The following is a 23040-nucleotide window of genomic DNA, read 5'->3' on the forward strand; positions in this document are numbered from 1 at the left end:
CGTGGCCTTCGAGCTGGGGGTCTACTCCTTCGGGGAGATCACCCCGGACCCGGTGACGGGCGCCGTGCCGACGGCGCGGCAGCGCCTGCGCGACTACCTGGAGCAGGCGGCCGTCGCCGACCAGGCGGGCCTGGACGTCTTCGCGATCGGAGAGCACCACCGCGGCGACTTCGCCGTCTCCGCGACGTCCGTGGTGCTCGCGGCGATGGCCGAGCGCACGGAACGGATCCGGCTCTCCAGCGCGGTCACCGTGCTCAGCTCGGAGGACCCGGTTCGGGTGTTCCAGCAGTACGCGACGCTGGACCTGCTCTCCGGCGGACGCGCGGAGATCATCGCGGGCAGAGGCTCGTACATCGAGTCGTTCCCGCTCTTCGGCTACGACCTCGCCGACTACGACGCCCTGTTCGCCGAGAAGCTCGACCTGCTGCTGGCCCTGCGGGACCGGAACCCGGTGACGTGGTCGGGCCGGTTCCGCCCGGCGCTGCACGACGCCGATGTCGCACCTCGCCCGCTGCAGGAGAAGCTGCCCATCTGGGTCGCGGTCGGCGGCACGCCCGCGTCCGTGGTGCGCGCGGGCAGGCTCGGGCTGCCGCTAGCGCTGGCGATCATCGGCGGCCCGCTGGCCAGGTTCACGCCGTTCGCACAGCTGTACCGGCAGGCGGCGGAGGAGGCCGGGCACGACCCGGCGACGCTGCCGCTCGGCATCAACTCGCCCGGCTTCGTCGCGCCGACGAGCCAGTCCGCGCGGGACCTGTCGTACCCGTACTTCGACCGCGGCATGCTGGAGAACTTCCACGAGCGCGGGCACGGCTTCCACACCCCGCGCGACGCCTACGACGCCCAGTCGTCGCGGGCGGGCGCTCTGGTGGTGGGCAGCCCGCAGGAGATCATCGACAAGATCATGTACCAGCATGAGCTGTTCGGGCACCAGCGGCTGCTGATCCAGCTGGCCTTCGGTGGCGTGCCGCAGAAGGACACGCTGCGCGCCATCGAGCTGCTCGGCACCGAGGTCGCGCCCGTGGTCCGCCGCGAGCTCGGCGGCTAGGGTCGAAGGCATGGGCCGCGACGACTTCGCCGTCCGGGCGCCTCATCCGGCGCTGCGGCCCCTCGTCACGCGCTACATCGGCTACTCCCAGCGGCAGAACACGCTGACCGTCCACCGTGGACTGCCCAGCAGGCACGTGACGTTGATCATCAGCCTCGCCGAGCCGGTCCGCGTCGCCGGGATGCCGAGGCCCGACCAGGCCCCCGGCTCGTTCGCGGGACTCGTCGGCGGCATGCACACCGCACCCGCGCTGATCGAGCAGGACACCGTGCAGGCCGGGATACACCTGGAGCTCAACCCGCTCGGCACCGACGCCCTGCTCGGCGTGCGGGCCGGGGATCTCTCCGGCTACGTCGTCGACCTGGCCGACCTCGGCTCGCCCGCGCTCGCGGCGCTGCCAGGGCGGCTCGCGTCCGAGCCCGGGTGGGAGAGCCGCTTCGACGTGCTCGACGAGGTGTTGCTCGGCAGGCTCGGCGACGTGTCCGAACCCGCACCGGAGATCAGCTGGGCGTGGCGCCGGATGATCGGAGCCGGGGGCACGCTGCGGGTCGACGCGCTGGCGCGCGAGGTCGGCTGGAGCAGGCGGCACTTCGGCGAGCGGTTCTCCCGCGAGCTGGGCCTTTCGCCGAAACAAGCGGGGCGAGTGCTGCGGTTCGAGCGCGCGGGCAGGCTGCTGAGGACGGGCCATCGCGGAGGGCTCGCCGAGCTGGCCGTGCGCTGCGGCTACCACGACCAGGCCCACCTGACCAACGAATGGCGGGCCCTCGCGGGCTGCCCGCCGGGCGCGTGGATCGCCGAGGAGCTCCCATTTCTGCAATACGAGCCGGGGGAGCCCGGCGCAGACTCGGGGGCATGAACAACCCAGGAGTCTGGCCGGCATTGCTGTACGACGACGCCGAAGCGGCCCGGCGTTTTCTCGTCGAGGTGTTCGGGTTCACCGAGGCCCTCGTGGTCCGCGGCGACGACGGCGCGACGATCGTCCACGCCGAGCTGCGGTGGCCCGAGGGCGGCGGCGTGATGCTCGGCACCCGCGGCCACGGGCACAAGGGTGTCGAGGAGCCGACCGCGCGGACCCAGTGGCTCTACGTGGTGACCGCCGACCCCGACGCCGTGTACCGGCGGGCGCTCGACGCGGGCGCGACGATCACCGAGAAGCCCTACGACACGGACTACGGCTCGCACAACGTCGGCATCGCCGACCCCGAGGGCAACGGGTGGACCTTCGGGACATATCGGGGCGCGTGATCGTCTTTCCGGAGCCGTCCGGGGGTTCTTTTTTCCGTTCGGGCGCGGCATCTGGCAGGCTGAAGGCGTGTTGCGGCTTGCAGGTGCGCGGCTGCTCGATGACAAGGACTACCCGGCGGTCCGGGCCGCGCTCGCCGCGGACCCCGTGGGTAGCTGCATGGTCTCCGCGCGCGTCGAGGTGGCCGGGCTGGATCCTTGGCGGCTCGGTGGTGAGCTCTGGGGAGCGGACGGCCGGGCCGGCCGCTCCGGTGCGTTGCACGGTCTGTGCTTCTCCGGGCCGAACATGATCCCGCTGCGGGGCAACGCCGCGGCACTGCGGTCGTTCGCCGACCGGGCGCTGCGCAGGCAGCGCACGTGCTCCTCGCTCGTCGGCCCCTCCGAGCAGGTGCTGGGGCTGTGGGACGAACTGGCGGCCGAATGGGGTCCCGCACGTGAGATCCGGCAGGACCAGCCGCTGATGGCGCTCGACCGGCTCCCGACGGCGCCCGTCGACCGTGAGGTGCGGCCTGTGCGGCCCGATGAGCTCGACCGGTACCTGCCCGCGGCGATCGCGATGTTCATCGAGGAGGTCGGCGTCGACCCGCGCGCGGGCGACGGCGGCGCGAGCTACCGGGCGAGGGTCGCCGAACTGATCGCGGGGGGTCGCGCGTTCGCCCGGTTCGAGAACGGCGAGGTCGTGTTCAAGGCCGAGATCGGCGCGCTGTCGGAGACGGTGGGCCAGATCCAGGGCGTGTGGGTGCACCCCGACCGGCGCGGCCACGGCCTCGGCTCCGCCGGCACCGCCGCGGTCTCCGCACGGCTCGTCCGTGGCATGGGCCGGGTGGCGAGCCTGTACGTCAACTCGTTCAACTCGCCCGCGCTCGCCGCCTACCGCAAGATCGGGTTCCGGCAGGTCGGCCGGTACGCCACGGTGCTGTTCTGAGTGTCGCGGGCGGACCCCGCCCGTTCGGTCTGCATACTGATCAGTCGTGCGAGCAGGACGTCACCGGATCGGCGCGGCGCTGGCGTGCGCCGCGCTCGTGGTCAGCGGTTGCAGTGTGTTCGGCGGGCCCGACCCCGGGGACACGGTCGGCGAGTTCCTCGAGGCGTTCGCGGGCGGGGACACCGCCGCGGCCGCAGGGCTGACCGACTCGCCCGAGGTCGCCAAGGCCGTGCTCGACCAGGCGCGCGGGGCGCTGGAACCCACATCGATCGGCACGTCCGTCGGCGAGGTCGCCGAGGAGGGCGAGGCCGGAGCGACCGTGGGCTACCGCCTCGACTGGAAGCTCGCCGGGAAGCGGCGGTGGGCCTACGAGGCGCGGGCGCGGCTGCACCAGGTCGACGGCGAGTGGAGGCTGCGCTGGGAGCCTGCGCTGGTGCACCCGGAGCTGGGCGTGCAGCAGGGCCTCGCGCTGCGGACCGAGACCCCGCCGCCGGCGCCCGTGCTCGACCGCGACGGCGCGCCGCTGCTGCAGGCCGACACCGTGATCGGCGTGGTCGTGGACGGCAAGGCGGCGGGGGGTCGGCTCGACGCGGTGGCCGGCACGCTCGCGGACCAGCTGGGCAGGCTGGAGCCGAGCATCACCAGGCAGTCGATCCTCGACGGGGTCAGGGGCACCGAGCAGGGCAAGGGCTACCTCGTGGCGAGCCTGCGCTCGGCCGACTACCAGTCGGTGAAGCCGGCCATCTACGAACTGCCCGGCGTGCGGTTCACGAGCGAGGAGCGGCTGCTGAGCGCCGAGCGCGGGCTGGGCAGCCAGGTGCTGCCCGCGATCCGCGGCGAGGTCGCCGACCGCGTCGCGGGCCGCGAGGGCTGGCGCGTGGTGACCACCGACCCGACGGGTGCGGAGATCGCCGAGCTGCACGCCGAGCAGGCGCGCCCTGCCGACGCCGTGTCGGCCACGCTCAGCCGCGGCGCACAGCAGGCCGCCGAGGACGCGCTGCGGGACGTCGCCAAGCCCGCGGCCATCGTGGCGTTGCAGGCGTCGACCGGTGAGCTGCTCGCGGTCGCGCAGAACGAGACCGCCGACGAGCAGGGCGCGATCGCGCTGACCGGCCGTTACCCGCCCGGCTCGACGTTCAAGATCGCCACCGCGGCGGCGGCCCTGTCCGAGGGCAAGGCCGGGCCGGGCACGCTGGTGGACTGCCCGCCGACCACGACCATCGAGGGCAGGCGCATCCCCAACGACGACGAGTTCGGCCTCGGCAGGGTGCCCCTGCACACGGCGTTCGCGCGCTCGTGCAACACGACGTTCGCGCGCCTGGCCGTGGACCTGCCCGCGGACGCGCTCACCAAGGCGGCACGCGACCTGGGCATCGGCGCCGACTTCGTGATCCCCGGCATCACCACGATCACCGGTTCGGTGCCGCCCGCCGAGGAGACCGTGCAGCGCGCGGAGAACGGCTTCGGGCAGGGCAAGACGCTCGCGAGCCCGTTCGGGCTGGCGGTGGCCGCGGGCACGGTCGCGGCGGGCAAGACGCCGGTGCCGAGCCTGCTGAAGGGCGAGGAGACCAAGGCGACCCATCTCGGCGAACCGATCGGCGAGGACGTGCTGTCGGCGCTGCGGACGATGATGCGCGAGGTGGTGACCGACGGCACGGCGACCGTGCTCGCGGGACTGCCCGGCGTGCATGGCAAGACGGGAACGGCGCAGTTCGGCGACGGCACCCGCTCGCACGGCTGGTTCGCCGGGTACCAGGGCGACGTCGCGTTCTCGGTGCTGATGGTCGACGGAGGCAGCTCGGCGCCCGCCGTCGAGGCCGCGCAGCGGTTCCTCGGCGCACTGAGCTAGAAGTGCTGCCAGGTAGCAGATGGAGACGATCGGGGTACGCGAGCTGCGGCAGAGCGCGAGCGTGTACAGGTGCTGGACGCCGCGGGTTCCCTGCCGGGGCCGCTGCGCTCACCGGACGCCATCCATCTCGCGTCGGCGATGCGGGTCCGCGCCGAGCTCGAGTACCTGGTCGCCTACGACCAGCGGCTGCTGGAGACCGCGCGACTCGCCGGTCTCCCGATCGCGTCTCCGGGGGCGTCGTAGGCTGGGGACATGCCCGTTCGTGCCCCGCTCCAGCCTGGCGTGCAGACGCCGCTTCGCCCCGTTCCCTCCTCCATCGCGCGCCCCGAGTACGTTGGCAAGCCGGCTCCGCAGCGTGACTCCGGCAACGGCGTACGGACGCCCGAGGTCATCGAGGCCATGCGGGTGGCGAGCAGGATCGCCGCGCAGGCCCTGGAAGAGGGCGGCAAGGCCGTCAAGCCCGGCAACACCACCGACGACATCGACAAGGTCGTGCACGAGTTCCTGCTCGACCACGGCGCCTATCCGTCGACGCTGGGCTACCGCAACTTCCCCAAGTCGTGCTGCACCTCGCTCAACGAGGTCATCTGCCACGGCATCCCCGACTCGACCGTGATCGAGGACGGCGACATCTGCAACATCGACGTCACCGCCTACATCGGCGGTGTGCACGGCGACACCAACGCGACGTTCCTCGCCGGGGACGTCTCCGAGGAGGTGCGGCTGCTCGTCGAGCGCACCCGCGAGGCGACCATGCGCGCGATCAAGGCCGTGCGCCCTGGCAGGCAGCTCAACGTCATCGGCCGGGTCATCGAGTCCTACGCCAAGCGGTTCGGCTACGGCGTGGTCCGCGACTTCACCGGCCACGGCGTCGGGCCCTCCTTCCACACCGCGCCGACGGTGCTGCACTACGAGGAGCCGTCGGTCACCACGGTGATCGAGCAGAACATGACCTTCACGATCGAGCCGATGATCACGCTCGGCACCATCGACTACGACGTCTGGGACGACGACTGGACGGTCACCACCAAGGACAAGAAGTGGACCGCCCAGTTCGAGCACACGATCGTCGTCACCGAGAGCGGTGCGGAGATCCTCACCCTGCCGTGAGGTAGCTCCATCCCACACAACTCGGCACCGGGTTGTGGCTCGCGCACACATGGTTGACGGGGCGCTCTGCTCGTACCGTCAGCTGCCATGACCAGCACCGCCCTGCACGGCAGGACCGCACTCGTCACCGGCGGCGCGAGCGGCATCGGCCGCGCCTGCGTGCACGCGCTGAGCGAGGCCGGGGCGAAGGTGCACCTCGTCGACGCCGACGCGGACGGAGCCTCGGCGACGGCCGAGGAGACCGGCGCCGTGGCGCACGTCGCCGACCTCACCGACCCCGCCGCCGTGGCCGGGCTGCCCGCCGAGGTCGACGTGCTCGTCAACAACGCCGGCTTCCAGCACATCGCCGCCATCCCGGACTTCCCGTCCGAGACGTTCACCGCGATGCAGCAGCTGATGGTCACCACGCCGTTCCTGCTCATGCGGCACTGCCTGCCCGCGATGTACGAGCGAGGCTGGGGCAGGCTGATCAACATCTCCAGCGTGCACGGCGTGCGCGCGAGCCCGAACAAGGCCGCCTACGTCGCCGCCAAACACGGCCTCGAAGGGCTCAGCAAGGTCGCCGCGCTCGAGGGCGCCGCACACGGAGTGACCAGCAACTGCGTCGATCCCGGCTACGTGCGCACCGCGCTCGTCGAGGGGCAGGTCGCCGACCAGGCCCGCTCGCGCGGCATCCCCGAACGCGCCGTGGTGGACGAGGTCTTCCTCGGCCGCACGGCCCTCAAGCGCCTCATCGAGCCCGCCGAGGTCGCCGCCGTGGTGCTCTGGCTCTGCGGCGAGCAGGCCGGCTACCTCACCGGCGCGTCCATCCCGCTCGACGGCGGCTGGACCGCCAGCTAGCTCTCCCGTTTCCCGTTCGCACAACGAAGTGGTGATGCCCCATGCCCGAGGCCAGGCCCATCAAACGCATCGTCGGCGCCAGCATGATCGGCACGACGATCGAGTGATACGACTTCTTCCTGTTCGGCTCCGCCGCCGCGCTCGTGTTCAACACGCTGTTCTTCCCCGACGCCGACCCGCTCACGGGCACCCTGCTGGCGTTCGGCACCTACGCGATCGGGTTCATCGCCAGGCCGCTCGGCGGGCTCGTCTTCGGGCACTACGGCGACAAGCTCGGCCGCAAGAAGCTCCTCGTGCTGAGCCTGCTCATGATGGGCGGAGCGACCTTCGCGATGGGCCTGGTGCCCACCTACGCGAGCATCGGCATCGCCGCGCCGCTGCTGCTGATCCTGCTGCGCCTGGTGCAGGGGTTCGCGCTCGGCGGTGAGTGGGGCGGCGCGGTGCTCATCGTGTCCGAGCACGGCGACGCCAGGCGGCGCGGCTTCTGGGCGTCGTGGCCGCAGGCCGGAGCCCCCGGCGGCAACCTGCTCGCCACGGCCGTGCTGGCGATCCTCGCCGCCGTGCAGAGCGACGCGGCGTTCGAGTCGTGGGGCTGGCGTATCCCGTTCCTGCTCTCCGGGCTGCTCGTGGTGATCGGGCTGTGGATCCGGCTGTCGGTGTCGGAGTCGCCGGTGTTCCTGGAGGCCGTCAAGCAGGCCGAGGAACAGCCCGCGCCGGAGAAGGCCCCGATCGTCACCGTCGTGCGGCACAGCTGGCGGCAGGTGCTGATCGCGATGGGCGCCCGCTTCGGCGAGAACGTCTCCTACTACGTGCTCACGGCGTTCGTGCTCGTGTACCTCACCAACCAGCTCGACCTGCCGAAGTCGACAGGCCTGAACGCGGTGCTGATCGGCTCGGCCATCCACTTCGTCACGATCCCGCTGTGGGGACTGCTGTCCGACCTCGTCGGGCGCAGGGCGGTGTACGCCTTCGGCGCCGTCGGCATGGGGGTGTGGGCGTTCGTGTTCTTCGCGATGCTCGACACCCGATCCACGTTCGGGATCATCGCCGCGGTCACCATCGGGCTCGTGCTGCACGGCGCGATGTACGGCCCGCAGGCGGCGTTCTTCTCGGAGCTCTTCGGCACCAAGGTGCGCTACTCGGGTGCCTCGATCGGCTACCAGCTCGCGTCGATCGTCGCGGGCGGCCTCGCCCCGCTCATCGCCACAGCCCTGCTGGACAGCGCCGGCGCGAGCCTGCTGATCTCGTGCTACCTCGCCGCCACGTGCGTGCTCACGCTCGTCGCCGTGTACCTCGCGAAGGAAACGCGCGGCACCTCGCTTCGGGACGCCGAGCAGCCGTCCTCGGTGACAGCATGAGGACGTGACCGACAGCGAACACCGCCTGCTGGAACTGCTGGCCGCGGGCGCGAGCAGTGACGAGCTGGCTCGCGTCCCCGCGGACGGCGCGGCGGTGCGCCTCGCGATGGACATCCGCCGCACGCTGGATGCCCGCAGCCGCAGGGAGGCCGAGCTCGCCGCGCTGTTCGACACGGCGAGCGACCTCGCGCGGCTGCGGGACCTCGACGCCGTGCTGCGCTCGATCGTGCACAGGGCGCGGATGCTGCTGCGCGTGGACGTCTCGTACCTGAGTCTCAACGACGAGGCCGAGGGCGGCACGTACATGCGGGTGACCGACGGTTCCGCGTCGGCGTTGTTCCAGCAGCTGCGGCTGGGCATGGGAGAGGGACTCGGCGGGCTCGTCGCGCAGACCGCCCGCCCGTACGCGACCGCGAACTACCCCGCCGACGACCGGTTCGAGCACACCGGGCCCATCGACCGCGCGGTGGGCGACGAGGGGCTCGTGGCGATCCTTGGCGTCCCGCTCTCGCTCGGCGAGCAGGTGATCGGCGTGCTGTACGCCTCGGACCGGCGCACGCGGGAGTTCTCGCCGGACGAGGTGGCGTTGCTGTCGTCGTTCGCCGACCACGCGGCGATCGCCATCGACAACGCGCGGGCCCTGGCGGAGCTGGCCAGCGCGAACGCGACGATCAGGGCCCACCACGAGTCACTGGCCAGGGCTCAGGAGGCGCACGACCGGCTCACGGAACTCGTGCTCGGCGGCGCCGACGTGCGGCAGGTCGCCGAGGCCGTGGCCGCGGTGCTCGGCGGCGGGATCGTCGTGCACGACGCCGACGGCGCCGAACTGGGCCGCTCAGGCGGCGGTCCGGCTACTCGCTCGCCGGAGGCCATCGCAGCCTCGCGTACGGCGGGCAGGGCGGTGCCCGACGGCGACGTGTGGGTGTGCGCCGTGCTGGCGGGGCCCGAGCTGCTGGGCAGCATCACGCTGAGCGGCAGGCCCGCGCTGTCCGACGCCGACCGGCGCCTGTTCGAACGCGCGAGCGTGGTGACGGCGCTGCTGTTGCTGCTGCGCCGTTCCGCCGCGGAGGCCGAGGACAGGGTGCGCGGCGAGCTGGTGGCCGACCTGCTGACGACGCCGGGGCGCGATCCGGCGGCCCTGCTGGACCGGGGACGCAGGCTCGGCGTGGACCTCGCCGCTCCGCACGTGGTGCTCGCGCTGCACGCCGGGGACGTTTCGCGGGCCCGGCTCGCCTCGGCCGCCGCCCGGCGCGGCGTACTCGCCGGGGTGCACGCGGAGCAGGTGGTGCTGCTCGCGGTGAGCGAGTCGCCGGGTGCCTTCTCGCGCACGCTCGCGACCGATCTGACCGCCGTGCTGGGCTCGCCGGTCACCGTGGGCGCCGCCGGGCCCGCGAGCGGGCCCGCCGAGCTCGCCGCCGCGCACGCCGAGGCGGCCCGCTGCCTGCGCGCGCTGCTCGTGCTCGGCAGGCAGGGGCACGGTGCGGCACCGGCCGAGCTGGGCTTCGTGGGACTCGTGCTGGGCGATCGGGCGGACGTGCCCGAGTTCGTGCGGGCGACGCTCGGCCCCGTGCTCGACTACGACGAGGCCAAGGGCACGGAGCTGCTGCGCACGCTGCGGGCCTACTTCGGGTGCGGCGGCAACCTCTCGCGGGCCAAGGACGAGCTGCACGTCCACGTCAACACGGTGGCGCAGCGCCTGGAACGGATCTCGTCGCTGCTCGGCCCCGGCTGGCAGGACCCGGACCGTGCACTGGAGCTCCAGCTGGCCCTCCGCCTGCGGGAACTCGCTAGCTGAGCCCAACCGCAGTGAAGGCCACCATGCCTGCGCCCACCCGTCTCCCGCCACCACCCAAACGGAGGCGCTCCGCGCCGCTGTGTTCGATCAACGCAGTGAAGGTGGCCTTCACTGCATCGGCCACCACCCGCACGGGTCACCACTGCCTGTGGCGTTACTGCTCCAGGTCCTCGTCGCTGCGGGCGAGCAGCTCGGTGAGGAAGCCGCTGGCCTCGGCGACGGCGCGGTCCGGGTCCCGCGCGGCGATGGCCTCCAGCAGACCGTGGTGGCCGATGGGCTCGGCGTTGGACAGGGTGGTCTGCGAGGTCGCGGCGACGCTCGCCGTCACCACCTCCGTGAGGCCCCGGTACAGCTCGATGAGCAGCCTGTTGTGGCTCGCCTGCACGGTGAGCAGGTGAAACTCGGCGTCCGCGCGGACGAACTCCTCGAAGTGCTGCGCCTGCCACGCCGCGTCGCGCCGGCTGAGCGCGTCGGCGAGCTGCCGCAACTCCTCCTCGGTGCGTTCGGTGGCGGCCAGCCGCGCGCCCTCGACCTCCAGCGGCCTGCGGACCTGCAGCACCTCGCGCAGCTCCGATCCGGCCAGCCTGCGGATGGCGCCGGAGACCTCGCTGGTGGCCCTGACGTAGGTGCCCGCGCCCTGACGCACCTCCAGCAGCCCGCTGTGGGCGAGCGCGCGGACCGCCTCGCGCACCGTGTTGCGTCCCACACCGAGGCTCGCGACGAGCTCGGACTCGGTCGGAATGCGCTCGCCGAGCGGCCATTCGCCCTGGCGGATCGCCTCGCGGAGCTGGTGGATCACCTGGTCGACGAGTCCGGAACGTTGCGTGGCCGCGAGAGGCACCCGATCATCCCTTCAGCCGATCATCCTACCTTTGAGCTAGGGTAGCGGACATGGCAAGCGACGGCGGGATGTCCGTGCACGACGACACGCGTGCCGAGCAGCGGCCGGGCGTCCCTGCGCTTGCCGGTGGCGCGCTGCTGATGGTCGCCGTGGTGCTCGCGGCGTTGAACCTGCGGCCGTCGGTCACCTCCGCGGGCGCCGTGCTCGACGAGATGCGCGAGACGCTCGGGGCGTCCGCCACCTGGGCCGGCGCGCTCACCACCATGCCGGGACTGTGCTTCGCGCTCGCCGGGCTCGCGGCCCCCTACCTCGCGCGCCGCATCGGGCTCAACACGGCCGTCGCCGTCGCGCTCGGCGTGCTGTCGGTTGGCCTCGTGCTGCGCGTGCTCAACGGGCCGTGGGTCGTGCTCGGCGGCACGCTCGTCGCCAGCGCGGGCATCGCGCTCGCCAACGTGCTCATCCCGGTGGTGGTGAAGTCGTCGTTCGCCGCGCGCATCGGCCTGATGACGGGTATCTACACCGCCGCGCTGCAGGCGGGCGGCGCGCTCGGCTCCGCGGTGACCCCGCCGCTCGGCGACGCCTTCGGTGGCTGGCGGGCCGGGCTCGGCAGCTGGGCGGTGCTGGCGGCACTCGCGCTGGTGCTGTGGTTCGTGGCCACGCGCGGCAGGCCGGACGGCGTCGCGAACGCCCCGGAGACGGCGGGCCGCGGACGCTCGCTGCTGCGCAACCCGCTCGCGTGGACGGTCACGCTCTTCTTCGGCAGCCAGGCGTGCTTCGCCTACATCATGATGGGCTGGCTGCCGCAGGTGCTGCTCGACGCGGGCGTGAGCCGTACCGCCGCCGGGCTGATGGTGGGCCTGGTGTCGCTGCTCGGCCTGCCCACGAGCCTGCTCGTGGCCCCGCTCGCGACGCGCCGGGGCGGGCAGAGCTGGTGGGTCGTCGGCCTCGGCGTGTTCGGCATCGCGGGCGTCTCCGGGCTGATGCTGGCGCCCTCGGCGGCGCCGCTGCTGTGGTCCATCCTGATCGGCATCGGGATGAGCGTCTTCACCCTCGCCATCGCGACGATCGCCCTGCGGGCACGCACGAGCGCCGACACGGCGAAGCTGTCGGGCATGGCGCAGGGCCTTGGCTACCTGCTCGCCGCGCTGGGACCGTTCCTGTTCGGTCTGCTGCGCGACGTCACCGGCGGCTGGACGGTGCCGTGCGCGATGCTCCTGTGCGTGCTCGTCGGCCAGCTCGTCTTCGGCTTCCTCGCCGGACGGCCGCGGTACGTCTAGTCGCCGAGCGGCAGGTTCAGCAGCGCGTTCTCGATCAGCTCCGGCATCGCCGGGTGGATCCAGTACTGCCCCCGCGCCATCGAGCGCGCGTCGAGCCCGAAGCTCATCGCCTGGACGATCGGCTGGATCAGCGTGGAGGCCTGCGGGCCGATGATGTGCGCGCCGATGAGCTGCCCGGTCTCCGGATCGGCGAGCAGCTTCGCGAAGCTCGTCGTGTCCTCCATCGCCCAGCCGTAGGCGATACCGGCGTAGTCCTGGGTCGCCGTCACGTACGGCACGCCCCGCGCCGCCGCGTCCTGCTCGGTGAGCCCCACCGACGCGATCTGCGGCGAGGTGAACACCGCGTGCGGCACGAACCGGTGGTCGGCCGCGATCGGCTCGTCCGGGTGCAGCAGGTTGTGCTGCACGACGCGGGCTTCGTGGTTGGCGACGTGCTTGAGCTCGTACCAGGACGAGATGTCACCGAGCGCGTAGATGCCGTCGACCTTCGTGCGCTGGTACTCGTCCACCTCGACGTGCCCGGACGGCAGCGTGGTGACCCCGGTCTTGGCCACGTCGAGCACGTCGGAGTTCGGGTGCCGCCCGGTGGCCACCAGCAGCAGGTCGGCCTCGACGGTCTCGGCGCCGCCGGGTCCCTCCAGGTCGAGTGCTACGCCCGTCGCGGTCCGGCGCACCCGCGTGGTCCTGCGGTTCAGCCGCACGTCGTAGCGCTGCGCGGCCAGCTCGGTGAAGCGCCTGCTGACGTCGTCGTCCTCCACCCGCAGCAGGGCCCCCGAGCGCGCCACGATCGTCACCTCGACGCCGAACGAGCCGAAGACGTGCGCGAACTCCGCGCCGATGAACCCGCTGCCCAGGATCACGATGCGCGAGGGCAGCTCGTCGATCCGCATGATCGTGTCCGAGGTGTGGTAGCCGGTCTCCGCGAGCCCGGGAATGTCGGGCGCGACGGCGCGGCCGCCCGCGGCCAGCACGAACGCGTCGGCGGTGAGGGTCTCCGGTCCGCCCGGCAGCGCGACCGTCAGCTCCTTGTACCCGGTGAAGCGGGCCTCGCCCTCGTAGACGGTGACGTTGGCGTTGTCGTCGTGCTCGATCCGGTACTCCCGGCCACCCGCGGCGATGGGGTCGATGCGGCCGAAGATGCGGTCGCGGATCTCCGGCCAGCGCACGCGCTCGAGCCGTGCGTCGACGCCGAGGCGGGCGCCAGCGGCCGGGGTCGCGGCGACGTCAGCCGCGTGCACGAACATCTTGGTCGGGATGCAGCCCACGTTCAGGCACGTGCCCCCGAAGACACCCTTCTCGACGATGGCGACCTTCTTGTCGGCGAAGCGCTGGTCGAGGATCGAGTTCCCCGACCCGGTCCCGATGATCACCAGGTCGTAGTGCGGCACGGCGTTACCCTTCAGACGGTGGTGGGCCTGCGTTGAGCCCAACCCGATCAATACTGGAGTTGTTCCCCCGGAAGGTGTGTCCTTGGCCAAGCGTCGCGTCCCGGTCGTCATCGTCGCCGGGTTCCTCGGCTCCGGAAAGACCACCCTGCTCAACCACCTTCTCAGCAACACGCGCGGTGTGCGGATCGGGGTGGTCGTCAACGACTTCGGCAGCGTCAACGTCGACGCCCTGAGCGTGGCCGGGCAGGTCGACTCGATGCTCTCGCTGGACAACGGATGCCTGTGCTGCGCGGTCGACACCGCGGGCATGGACGCCATGCTCACGAAGCTGACCTCGGCCGACCTGGACCTCGTGGTGATCGAGGCCAGCGGGCTCGCCGAGCCGCGCTCGCTCGTGCGGCTCGTCCTCGCCAGCACCGACCCCCTCGTCGAGTACGGCGGGCTCATCGAGCTGGTCGACGCCGCCGAGTTCGAGACCACCCGCGCCCGGCACCCCGAGCTCGACGAACATGTGCGGCTGGCCGACCTCGTAGTGCTGAACAAACTCGACCGGGTCGGCGGTGCCGACGCCGCCGAGCGGGTCACCGCGCTCGTGCGCGAGCTGGCCGGCCCGACACCAGTGCTGCCCACCGAGCACGGCCGGATCGACCCCGAGCTGCTGTTCGACCCCGTGCGCGGTTCGGAGCCCGTGGCGCGGCAGCTGTCCTTCGACGACCTGCGTGAGGACTGTGACACCCACGACAACTGTCACGAGCACGCCCACGCCGCCTACGACACCCTGACCGTCACGGCGGGCGCGCTGCACCCGCGCCGGTTCGCCGCGTTCCTCGAAGGGCGACCGGGCGGGCTCTACCGCATGAAGGGCACCGTCTACTTCGGAGTGCCGGGGCACCGGCAGCGGTTCACGCTGCACACCGTGGGCGCCTACACCCGCCTGGTGCGGGGCGCCTGGGGTGCGGGCGACGAGCGGCGCACCGAGCTCGTGCTCATCGGCTCCGGCATTGACCCGCACGCGTTGCGCGCGCAGCTGAGGGCGTGCGAGGAACCCGAACCGGACGCGGTGGACGAGCAGAGCATGCTGCCGGTACTGCGTTACGTCGAGTCCTGACCCAGCCGGAGCCGGGGGAGGTTCCCGGGTACCCCGCCGGTGATGAGAGCACGCAGGGCTTCGGTGTCCACAGTGGTCTCGATGGCGTCGGCGATCCCGTCGAGCATGGCCTCCCTGCGGGCCGCGAAACCCGGCGCCTCGGCGGGCTCCCACGCCACGCCGGCCTGTGCGGCGGCCTCGGCGAGCCAGGCGCGGCGGAAGGCGTCGTTCTCGAACACGCCGTGCCACATCGTCGCCCACACCGCCCCGGAACGCAGGCCGTCGAGAAACGGCTCGGCCGCACCGGGCTCGTGCTTCGCGACGCCGTGGTGGATCTCGTAGCCGGTGACGTCGTGCCCACGCCACCGCCCGGAGGGGCGGGCGAGGCTCTTGTCCTCGCTGAAGCGGACCGTGAACGGCAGCAGGCCGAGCCCGTCGACCGTGCCCGCACCGGACTCGACGTCGTCGTGGATGGTCCCGGCCATCATCTGGTACCCGCCGCAGATGCCCAGCACCGGCCTGCCCGCCGCCGCGCGCGCCAGCACCGCGTCGGCGATCCCGCGCCGCCGCAGCCAGTTCAGGTCCTCCACAGTGGACCTGGTGCCGGGGAGCACGGCGAGGTCGGCGGCGGCGATCACGTCGGGATCGGCCGTGACGGTCACCGCCACGCCCGGTTCGGCCGCGAGCGGGTCGAGATCGGTGGCGTTGGAGATCCTCGGGAACCGCACGGCGGCGACCCGCAGCGTGGTGCCCGCGCCGCGCCGGTGCCCGTCCCAGCGGGCGATCGCCAGTGCGTCCTCGGAGTCGAGCCACACGTCGGACAGCCACGGCAGCACACCCAGCACGGGGCGTCCGGTCAGCTCGCTCAGCGTGACGAGGCCCGGCTCCAGCAGTGCGGCGTCGCCGCGGAACTTGTTGACCAGGAACGCGGCGAGGTGCGCCTGGTCGCCCTCGTCGAGCAGCGCGACCGTGCCCGCCATCGCGGCCAGCATGCCGCCCCTGTCGATGTCACCGACCAGCAGCACGGGCAGCCCTGCCTCGCGCGCGAGGCCCATGTTGACGTAGTCGCCCTCGCGCAGGTTGATCTCGGCGGGGCTGCCCGCGCCCTCACAGACCACGACGTCGTAGCGTTCGCGCAGCTCGGCGAGCGCGGCGTAGGCGGCCTCGGCCAGCGCGCGGCGGCCCTGAGCCCAGCCACCCGCCACGAGGTCGCCCCACGGCTTGCCGCGCAGCACGACGTGACTGCGCCGGTCGCTGCCGGGCTTGAGCAGCACCGGGTTCATCGCCGACTCGGGTTCCGCTCCGGCCGCGACGGCCTGCAGCCACTGCGCCCTGCCGATCTCCGAGCCGTCGGCGCAGACCATCGAGTTGTTCGACATGTTCTGCGCCTTGAACGGCGCCACGCGCACGCCCTGCCGGGCCAGCCAACGGCACACGCCCGCGGCGACCGTCGACTTGCCTGCGTCGGACGTCGTCCCCGCGATGAGCAGCCCACCTCGCACGCCGAAGACCGTAGTCCACCCGATCCGGTGACCCTGTGCCCGGCCGCTTCACGCCTAGGGTGGACGGGAGTTTTCGAAGGGGGAATCGCATGTCCAGGACTTTGCGCCGGGTGCTCGTCGCGGCCGCGGCCCTGCTGGCGGGCGCGGTGTTCGTCCCCGCGGCGGGGGCGCAGCAGACCAGCGGCGCCCAACCGTACATCGTCGGCGGCACGAACGCGTCGGTCGCCGACCACCCGTACGCCGTTTACCTGGTCGACGAGCGCGAGAACCAGTTCTGCGGCGGCACGCTCGTGGCGGCCGACACGGTGGTCACGGCGGCGCACTGCGCGGTCGCGGTGCACAGCTCGGAGCTGGGCGTGGTCGCGGGTCGGCAGGACAAACGCGGAACCGACGGCATGCGGCTCGGCGTCCGGCGCGTGTGGGTCGCTCCCGACTACGAGGACCCGACCACGGGCAACGACATCGCGGTGCTGACGCTCGCGGGCAGCGCGCCCTACCGCACCGCGCGGGTGGCCGGACCACAGGACGAGGCGCTGTACGCCCCGGGCACGATGGCGACCGTGCTCGGCTGGGGGAGGCTCTCCGAGGGCGGCGAGAAGTCCGACACGCTGCGCAGCGCGCAGGTGCCGGTGGTGGACGACCTGTCGTGCGGGCAGTCCTACGACACCTACGATCCGCAGACGATGCTGTGCGCCGGCTACCCGGAGGGTGGCGTGGACGCGTGCCAGGGCGACTCCGGCGGACCGCTGGTGGTGGGCGACACGCTGATCGGCGTGGTGTCGTGGGGCGACGGCTGCGCGCAGGCGGGCAAGCCCGGCGTGTACACCAGGGTGTCCTCCTACGTCGAGGACCTTCCCGGCATCTGATAGTCATGCGGGGTGGCCGACTTTCACTCCCGCAAGGGCACTGACCTGACCGCCGCCGAGCTGCACGACCTGCTCCGGCTCCGCGTCGACGTGTTCGTCGTGGAGCAGGAGTGCCCGTATCCCGAGATCGACGGCAAGGACCTGCTGCCCGGCACCCACCACATCTGGGAACAGGGTGACGGCGGAGTCACCGGCTGTCTGCGGGTGCTCGAGCAGCCCGGCGGCGTCCTGCGCATCGGGCGCGTGTGCACGGCGGCGTCGGCGCGGGGCACCGGCCTCGGCGCGCGGCTCATGGCGGCGGCGCTGGAGTATGCGGGCGACGCCGAGTGCGTGCTCGACGCGCAGACCTACGCGCAGGGCTTCTACGCCCGCTTCGGCTTCGAACCGGAGGGCGAGGAGTTCGACGAGGACGGTATCCCGCACATCCGGATGCGCAGGCGATGAGTTCTGCTCGTCATCGCGGTCTGCTTTGTCAGGACCGCGACGACGAGGAGGGACCATGACCACCGAACCGGCGACCGAGCTGGACCATCGCTTCAGTGAGCCCGGCGCCACGGCGACCACCTGGGCGCGGGCGCGCGAGCACCTGGCCGCCGCGCCGCTGTACTGGCTGTCCACCGTCCGCCCCGACGGGCGTCCGCACACGACGCCGCTCATCGGGGTGTGGCTGGAAGGCGCGCTGCACTTCTGCACGGGTGCCGACGAGCGCAAGAACCGCAACCTCGAGGGCAATCCGCACTGCACGATGACCACGGGCAGCAACGACCTCGACGCGGGCCTTGACCTCGTGGTCGAGGGCGACGCCGTGCGCGTGCGCGACGAGGCACGGCTGCGCCGGATCGCGGAGGCGTACGTGGCGAAGTACGGCGAAGACTGGCGGTTCTCGGTGCGCGACAACGCCTTCCATCACGGCGACGGGGGTACGGCATTGGTGTACGAGGTGGCGCCGAGGACGGCGTTCGGCTTCGCCAAGGGCACCTACGGGCAGACCCGCTGGCGGTTCCAGCGAGCCTGACGTGGCCTCGTCGCTCTCGAAGCCCCGGAGCCGACCGCAGTGAAGGCCACCTTGCCTGCGCTCAACGCAGCGAAGGTGGCCTTCACTGCACACCCACCGCACCCGGCTCCGCCACGGCCCAAAAGGTCTCTAGCCGCGTGCTCCGCGCGGGGCGACCTCGGTGATCACCTTCACCGCGCGCTCCACATCGGACTCCGCGAGCGCGGCATGCGCGGTGAGCCGCAGGCGCGAGACACCGTCGGGCACCGAGGGCGGCCGGAAACAGCCGACCCGGATGCCGTGCTCGGCGCACGCCGCCGCCCAGCTGACGGCCGCGTCCGCGCTCGGCGCCTGCACCGACACCACCGCGCCATAGGGCGTACTCACGCGGAAACCGGCTTCCCGCAAGCCGTTCGCGAGTCCCTGCGCGGCCGTGAGGACCTTGCCGGGCAGGTCCGGTTCCTCCTTCAGCACGCCGAGTGCCGCGAGCGCCGCTGCCGCGCTACCCGGCGCGAGGCCCGTGTCGAAGATGAAGCTGCGCGCCGTGTCCACCAGATGCTTGATCACGCGGCGCGGCCCCAGCACCGCGCCGCCCTGCGCGCCGAGCGCCTTGGAGAGCGTGATGGTGGTGACCACGTCCGGTTCGCCGGACAGGCCCGCCTCGTGCACGGCGCCTCGCCCGCCCGCGCCCAGCACGCCGAAGCCGTGGGCGTCGTCGACCAGCAGCGCGGCACCGTGGGCGCGGCACGCCTCGGACAGCTCCCGCAGCGGCGCGAGATCCCCGTCCACGGAGAACACCGAGTCGGTGACCACGATGGCCCTGCGCTTGCGCCGCGTGGCCAGCGCGTGCGCGATCGCGGCCGGGTCGCCGTGGGCCACGGCGGCGACGTCGGCGCGGCCGAGCCGGCAACCCTCGATCAGCGAGGCGTGGATGTACTTGTCGGTCACGATCGCCGACTCGGCGCCCGAGAGCGCCGTGACCGCGCCCAGGTTGGCCGTGAACCCGGACGAGAACACCAGCGCCGCCTGCGTACCGCAGAAGCGGGCCAGCTCGTGCTCCAGTTCGGCGTGCAGCTCGGTCGACCCGGTGACCAGCCGGGAGCCGGTGGAACCCGCGCCCCAGCGCAGCGAGGCCGCCGCGGCCGCGCCGGCGACCCGCTTGTCCCTGGCCAGCCCGAGGTAGTCGTTGCCGGCGAGGTCGAGCTCGTCGGAGACGGGTCCGCGCGGCCGGAGACGCCTGGTGAGGCCCGCTTCGGTGCGTTTGGTGGCCTCGGCGTCGAGCCAGTCGAAGACCTGGTCTGGCTGGGTTGCGGGGAAAGCTGGACCGGGTGCGTTCACGCCTGGCAGTCTCGCACCGGGCAGGAAAGGAGTGGGGAGCGAGGGTGACAGAGGACGCACAACTGGCACCGATGCCGGAGGACTGGGAGCGCGCACTGGCCGTGGTGGCGCACCCCGACGACCTGGAATACGGCAGCTCGGGCGCGATCGCGCGGTGGACCGACCAGGGCCGTTCGGTGGCGTACGTGCTGGCCACGCGGGGGGAGGCAGGCATCGACGGGCTCACGCCGGAGGAGGCGGGCCCGCTGCGGGAACAGGAACAGATCGCGAGCGCGCGCGTCGTGGGCGTGGAGACGGTGGAGTTCCTCGACTACGCCGACGGCGTGATCGAGTACGGCCTGCCGTTGCGCCGCGACCTCGCCGCCGCGATCCGCAGGCACCGCCCGGAGCTGGTGGTGATGACCAACCACCACGACACGTGGCCGGGCGGGCCGTGGCTCAACATGGCCGACCACCGCAACGTCGGGCTCGCGACCCTCGACGCGGTGCGTGACGCCGCCAACCGCTGGGTGTTCCGGGACCTGCTGGACGAGGGCCTGGAGCCGTGGTCAGGGGTGCGCTGGGTCGCCGTCGCGGCATCTCCGAAGGCGACGCACGCCGTGGACATCACGGCGACGATGGACCGCGCGGTGGAGTCGCTCAAGGCGCACCGTGCCTACCTCGACGGCCTGTCCGGGCCGATGGCCGACCCCGGGTTCCTGCGCGAGGCCGCCACGGAGACGGGTCAACGCTTCGGCGGCGTCCTGGCCTGCGCCTTCGAACTCATCCCCATGCAGTAACGCCAACCGCCCCCAAGGCCACCTTTGTTGCGCCCGCCCGTCTCCCCCCACCGCCCAAACGGAGACGCTGACGCGCCACTGTGTCGATTCCACGCAACAAAGGTGGCCTTGGGGGCAGATCAGCTGAAGCCCTCAGTGACTGTCCGTGACTGCAGTGAAGGTCACCTTGCCTGCGTTGATCGAACACAGCGGCGCGGAGCGCCTCCGGTTGGGTGGTGGCGCGGGCGACGGGTGGGCGCAGGCAAGGTGGCCTTCACCGCGGTTGGGTGGGTCAGGCGTGGGTGTGGCTGGGGCGGCGGTTGCCGCGCTGGGGGCGGCCGCCCTTGTTCGCGGGCTCGCGACGGCCGCCGAAGGCGGGCCTGCCGCGACCGGGGGCGCCACGACGGCCACCCTGCTGACGCGGCGCGCGGTGCTGCTCGACCACGGGAACACCGCTCGGCGTGCGGGCGCCCGTGATGCGCGCCAGCTCCTCGTCACCGGGGCGGACGGTCGCCGACGCCGGCTTCACGCCCGCGCGGTCGGTCATCCTGCGCACCGTGCGCCGCTGGTCACGGGTCACGAGCGTCACCACCGTGCCCGACGCGCCCGCGCGCGCGGTGCGGCCCGCGCGGTGCAGGTAGTCCTTGTGATCGGCGGCGGGGTCGACGTGCACCACGAGGCTCACGTCGTCGACGTGGATGCCGCGCGCGGCGACGTCGGTGGCCACCAGCACGTGGGTGCGGCCGTCCTTGAAGTCGGCCAGCACGCGGTTGCGCTGGCCCTGCGTCTTGCCGCCGTGCAGCGCGCCCGCGTGCACGCCGCTGGAGCGCAGCCGCGTGGTCAGCCGGTCGACGTGGTGCTTGGTGCGCACGAACATGATCGTGCGGCCCTCGCGGGCACCGATCTCGGTGATCACGGCCTGCTTCTCCTCGTGGGAGACCTGCAGGAGGAAGTGGTCCATCGTGGTCACGCTGGCCGTCACCGGTGCCACCGAGTGCGTCACCGGGTCGGTGAGGTAGCGCTTGACGAGCCGCTCGACGTCACCGTCGAGGGTCGCCGAGAACAGCAGGCGCTGGCCATCGGCCGGGGTCAGGTCGAGGATCTCCCGCACCTGCGGCAGGAAGCCCATGTCGGCCATCTGGTCGGCCTCGTCGAGCGCCACGAACTGGACGGCGTCGAGCCGGCAGGTGCCCTGCCGGACGTGGTCGGAGAGCCGGCCGGGCGTGGCGATCAGCAGGTCCACGCCGCGCGCGAGCGCGTCGGCCTGCCGGGTGAAGGCCATGCCGCCGACGGCCGTGCGGCACCACAGGCCGAGCGACTTGGCCAGCGGGATGAGCGCGTCGGCGACCTGCATCGCCAGCTCACGGGTGGGAACGAGCACGAGCGCGCGGGGCTGCTTCGGCTGGGCCTTGCCGCCGTGCAACCTGGACAGCAGTGCCAGGCCGAACGCGAGGGTCTTGCCGGAGCCCGTCTGGGCGCGGCCGAGCACATCCCGGCCTGCCAGCGCGTCGGGCAGGGTCGCCGCCTGGATCGGGAACGCCTCCGCCATGCCCGCCTGCTGCAGAGCACGCAGCAGCGGAGCCGGAAGGTTCAGGTCGGCGAACGAAGTCGTTGTCACGCAATGCCTCTCGGACGTGGTACGTCGCAAGGAGGCCCGGTTGCCCGCACAGGGGCAGGTCGCGATGGTGGTGCGATGGGCGTTCACAGGGACGGACCCGGCGCACGGTGCTACTGGGCACCACGCGCCAACTGATGGGTGGAGCACCGCGCTCTGGCTACTCGGGCTTGGCGGTGCTCCACCACTCTACCTCAGGGCGCCCCGGCGCTTCGGCGCAGCCTCGCTGCCAGCTCTTGTTCCGCGATTTCGCCTGCGTCCAGACCCCTTGCGGCGAACCACTTCGCCATGTTGCGCACGTCACGTTCGAGGAACGCCGCCCCGCGCGGGTTGCTCACCACGTCCACCACCTGTGGCAGATCGATGAGCAGCAGCCGTCCATCGTGGACGAGCACGTTGTACGGCGAGAGGTCGCCGTGGCACAGACCTTCCCCGGCCAGCAGCTCCAGTGCCACGACGAGCTGGTGCCACAGTCGCAGCAGTTCGTCGTGGCCCGGCCGCAGCTCGGCGAGCCGGGGAGCGGCGGTTCCGCCATCGTCGCCGAGGAACTCCAGGAGCAGCTCCGTACCCGAGAGCTGGACCGGGTACGGCACGGGCGCACCGATCGTCCACAAGCGACTCAACGCGGCGAACTCGGCCGCGGCCCACTGCTCCGCGATGAGGTTGCGGCCGAACGCGCTGCGCTTGCGCATCGCCCGCATCTCCCGGGACCGGCGCACGCGCCTGCCCTCGAGGTAACCGGCGTCGCGGTGGAACGTCTTGTGCTCGTCGGAGCGGTACCGCTTGGCGGCCAGCAGGCATTCCCGCGACCGGTCGGGCAGCCCGCGCCGCAGCAGGTGCACGTCGGCCTCCTTGCCCGTTTTGAGCAGACCGAGCTCGGTGTCGGTGGCGGCGAGCTCGGTGACCACCCAGTCCGGGAACGGGCTCGGGCCGTGGCCGCCCGCGTCCCACGTGGACCAGCGGTCGGCACCGCCGGGCAGCTCGGTCTCGGTGTAGGCGTCGTCGCGCAGCCGGGCGAGCCGGGCGCGCTCGTGCTCGGTGAGCCGTCCACCTCGCGCGGGAGCGGGCTCATCGGCGAAGCGTGGTTTGCGCGGCTTGCGGCGGACGGGACGGTCGTCGAAACGGTCGAAATCGGAAAAATCGTGCGATCGCACTGGAGGGGCTCCTCGTGGAAGGCCCCGCCAGTACTGGCGATCAGCGCGGCGGGGCG

21 protein-coding genes and 1 pseudogene are annotated in these 23040 nt (G+C 72.4%); 16 read left to right on the forward strand and 6 right to left on the reverse strand.

Annotated features, from left to right (window positions below):
* Position 1 precedes the first annotated feature (1 nt).
* The 10 genes and pseudogenes from BA062_RS29625 (at position 2) to BA062_RS29665 (ending at position 10164) form a co-directional block, all read left to right on the forward strand.
* A complete protein-coding gene (locus BA062_RS29625; RefSeq protein ID WP_110342361.1) occupies positions 2-1045 on the forward strand; it encodes an LLM class flavin-dependent oxidoreductase in 1044 nt (347 codons plus the stop codon).
* A 10-nt stretch (positions 1046-1055) separates the two neighbouring features.
* Positions 1056-1901, forward strand: coding sequence for a helix-turn-helix domain-containing protein (locus BA062_RS29630; protein WP_110342362.1), 846 nt, complete (start codon positions 1056-1058; stop codon positions 1899-1901).
* The gene (locus BA062_RS29635) at positions 1898-2290 is read left to right on the forward strand and encodes a VOC family protein (protein ID WP_110342363.1); all 393 of its coding nucleotides are present in this window, start codon (positions 1898-1900) and stop codon (positions 2288-2290) included. Before BA062_RS29630 ends, BA062_RS29635 begins: the two co-directional genes overlap by 4 nt.
* A gap of 67 nt (positions 2291-2357) precedes the next feature.
* On the forward strand, positions 2358-3212 hold the full coding sequence (locus BA062_RS29640) for a GNAT family N-acetyltransferase (protein WP_110342364.1): 855 nt from the start codon (positions 2358-2360) through the stop codon (positions 3210-3212).
* A gap of 46 nt (positions 3213-3258) precedes the next feature.
* Positions 3259-5061: a penicillin-binding transpeptidase domain-containing protein gene (locus BA062_RS29645; protein ID WP_110342365.1), complete on the forward strand. Its 1803-nt coding sequence runs from the start codon at positions 3259-3261 to the stop codon at positions 5059-5061.
* Positions 5062-5130: 69 nt separating this feature from the next.
* Positions 5131-5304: a type II toxin-antitoxin system VapC family toxin gene (locus tag BA062_RS39600; RefSeq protein WP_146240102.1), complete on the forward strand. Its 174-nt coding sequence runs from the start codon at positions 5131-5133 to the stop codon at positions 5302-5304.
* 9 nt (positions 5305-5313) lie between these two features.
* Positions 5314-6171: a type I methionyl aminopeptidase gene (gene map, locus BA062_RS29650; protein WP_110342366.1), complete on the forward strand. Its 858-nt coding sequence runs from the start codon at positions 5314-5316 to the stop codon at positions 6169-6171.
* A gap of 87 nt (positions 6172-6258) precedes the next feature.
* Positions 6259-7011: a 3-hydroxybutyrate dehydrogenase gene (locus BA062_RS29655; RefSeq protein ID WP_110342367.1), complete on the forward strand. Its 753-nt coding sequence runs from the start codon at positions 6259-6261 to the stop codon at positions 7009-7011.
* 41 nt (positions 7012-7052) lie between these two features.
* Positions 7053-8369 (forward strand): annotated as a pseudogene (locus BA062_RS29660) (MFS transporter).
* Positions 8370-8373: 4 nt separating this feature from the next.
* Positions 8374-10164 (forward strand): helix-turn-helix domain-containing protein, encoded by a 1791-nt coding sequence (locus tag BA062_RS29665; RefSeq protein ID WP_110342368.1) that lies wholly within the window; start codon positions 8374-8376, stop codon positions 10162-10164.
* A gap of 154 nt (positions 10165-10318) precedes the next feature.
* Here the strand turns inward: BA062_RS29665 and BA062_RS29670 are convergent, their stop codons facing one another.
* Positions 10319-11005 carry a FadR/GntR family transcriptional regulator gene (locus BA062_RS29670; protein WP_110342369.1) on the reverse strand — a complete coding sequence of 229 codons (687 nt, stop codon included), beginning with the start codon at positions 11003-11005 and terminating at the stop codon, positions 10319-10321.
* A 50-nt stretch (positions 11006-11055) separates the two neighbouring features.
* Between BA062_RS29670 and BA062_RS29675 the strand changes: the two genes are divergently transcribed.
* Positions 11056-12282: a CynX/NimT family MFS transporter gene (locus BA062_RS29675; protein WP_110342370.1), complete on the forward strand. Its 1227-nt coding sequence runs from the start codon at positions 11056-11058 to the stop codon at positions 12280-12282.
* On the opposite strand, the gene BA062_RS29680 is transcribed toward BA062_RS29675, so the two are convergent.
* A complete protein-coding gene (locus BA062_RS29680) occupies positions 12279-13670 on the reverse strand; it encodes a mycothione reductase (RefSeq protein WP_110342371.1) in 1392 nt (463 codons plus the stop codon). The two genes, BA062_RS29675 and BA062_RS29680, sit on opposite strands and share 4 nt — an antisense overlap.
* An 82-nt stretch (positions 13671-13752) precedes the next feature.
* Here BA062_RS29680 and BA062_RS29685 point away from each other — a divergent pair, with 82 nt between their 5' ends.
* Positions 13753-14778, forward strand: a complete 1026-nt coding sequence (locus BA062_RS29685; protein WP_110342372.1) for a CobW family GTP-binding protein — start codon at positions 13753-13755, stop codon at positions 14776-14778.
* Here the strand turns inward: BA062_RS29685 and BA062_RS29690 are convergent.
* A complete protein-coding gene (locus BA062_RS29690; RefSeq protein ID WP_110342373.1) occupies positions 14763-16259 on the reverse strand; it encodes a cobyric acid synthase in 1497 nt (498 codons plus the stop codon). The two genes, BA062_RS29685 and BA062_RS29690, sit on opposite strands and share 16 nt — an antisense overlap.
* Positions 16260-16348: 89 nt before the next feature.
* Between BA062_RS29690 and BA062_RS29695 the strand changes: the two genes are divergently transcribed.
* From BA062_RS29695 to BA062_RS29705, 3 genes are read left to right on the forward strand one after another with little or no spacing between them, the layout of a single operon-like run.
* Positions 16349-17125, forward strand: a complete 777-nt coding sequence (locus BA062_RS29695) for a S1 family peptidase (RefSeq protein ID WP_110342374.1) — start codon at positions 16349-16351, stop codon at positions 17123-17125.
* A 12-nt stretch (positions 17126-17137) separates the two neighbouring features.
* A complete protein-coding gene (locus BA062_RS29700; protein WP_110342375.1) occupies positions 17138-17569 on the forward strand; it encodes a GNAT family N-acetyltransferase in 432 nt (143 codons plus the stop codon).
* Positions 17570-17624: 55 nt separating this feature from the next.
* Complete coding sequence (locus BA062_RS29705) at positions 17625-18140, forward strand: pyridoxamine 5'-phosphate oxidase family protein (RefSeq protein ID WP_110342376.1); 516 nt, start codon at positions 17625-17627, stop codon at positions 18138-18140.
* A gap of 129 nt (positions 18141-18269) precedes the next feature.
* Here the strand turns inward: BA062_RS29705 and BA062_RS29710 are convergent, their stop codons facing one another.
* Positions 18270-19457: an 8-amino-7-oxononanoate synthase gene (locus BA062_RS29710; RefSeq protein WP_110342377.1), complete on the reverse strand. Its 1188-nt coding sequence runs from the start codon at positions 19455-19457 to the stop codon at positions 18270-18272.
* A gap of 71 nt (positions 19458-19528) precedes the next feature.
* On the opposite strand from BA062_RS29710, the gene BA062_RS29715 reads away from it, so the two are divergent.
* Positions 19529-20236 (forward strand): PIG-L deacetylase family protein, encoded by a 708-nt coding sequence (locus tag BA062_RS29715; RefSeq protein ID WP_391356412.1) that lies wholly within the window; start codon positions 19529-19531, stop codon positions 20234-20236.
* Between the two features lie 271 nt (positions 20237-20507).
* Here BA062_RS29715 and BA062_RS29720 read toward each other — a convergent pair whose 3' ends face one another.
* Together BA062_RS29720 and BA062_RS29725 are read right to left on the reverse strand one after the other, a co-directional pair.
* Positions 20508-21833 carry a DEAD/DEAH box helicase gene (locus BA062_RS29720; protein ID WP_245960066.1) on the reverse strand — a complete coding sequence of 442 codons (1326 nt, stop codon included), beginning with the start codon at positions 21831-21833 and terminating at the stop codon, positions 20508-20510.
* A gap of 191 nt (positions 21834-22024) precedes the next feature.
* Positions 22025-22984, reverse strand: coding sequence for a serine protein kinase RIO (locus BA062_RS29725; protein ID WP_110342379.1), 960 nt, complete (start codon positions 22982-22984; stop codon positions 22025-22027).
* Positions 22985-23040: the final 56 nt, after the last annotated feature.

Origin of the sequence: Prauserella flavalba, assembly GCF_003202235.1 — a bacterium.
GTDB classification, from domain to species: Bacteria; Actinomycetota; Actinomycetes; order Mycobacteriales; family Pseudonocardiaceae; genus Prauserella_A; species Prauserella_A flavalba.

What these genes read in the sequence shown, in the direction of transcription:
- BA062_RS29630 (WP_110342362.1), top strand. Translation starts at nt 1,056, where the DNA reads ATGGGCCGCGACGACTTCGCCGTCCGGGCGCCTCATCCGGCGCTGCGG.
- BA062_RS29635 (WP_110342363.1), top strand. Translation starts at nt 1,898, where the DNA reads ATGAACAACCCAGGAGTCTGGCCGGCATTGCTGTACGACGACGCCGAA.
- map (WP_110342366.1), top strand. Translation starts at nt 5,314, where the DNA reads ATGCCCGTTCGTGCCCCGCTCCAGCCTGGCGTGCAGACGCCGCTTCGC.
- BA062_RS29655 (WP_110342367.1), top strand. Translation starts at nt 6,259, where the DNA reads ATGACCAGCACCGCCCTGCACGGCAGGACCGCACTCGTCACCGGCGGC.
- BA062_RS29675 (WP_110342370.1), top strand. Translation starts at nt 11,056, where the DNA reads ATGGCAAGCGACGGCGGGATGTCCGTGCACGACGACACGCGTGCCGAG.
- BA062_RS29695 (WP_110342374.1), top strand. Translation starts at nt 16,349, where the DNA reads ATGTCCAGGACTTTGCGCCGGGTGCTCGTCGCGGCCGCGGCCCTGCTG.
- BA062_RS29705 (WP_110342376.1), top strand. Translation starts at nt 17,625, where the DNA reads ATGACCACCGAACCGGCGACCGAGCTGGACCATCGCTTCAGTGAGCCC.
- BA062_RS29715 (WP_391356412.1), top strand. Translation starts at nt 19,529, where the DNA reads ATGCCGGAGGACTGGGAGCGCGCACTGGCCGTGGTGGCGCACCCCGAC.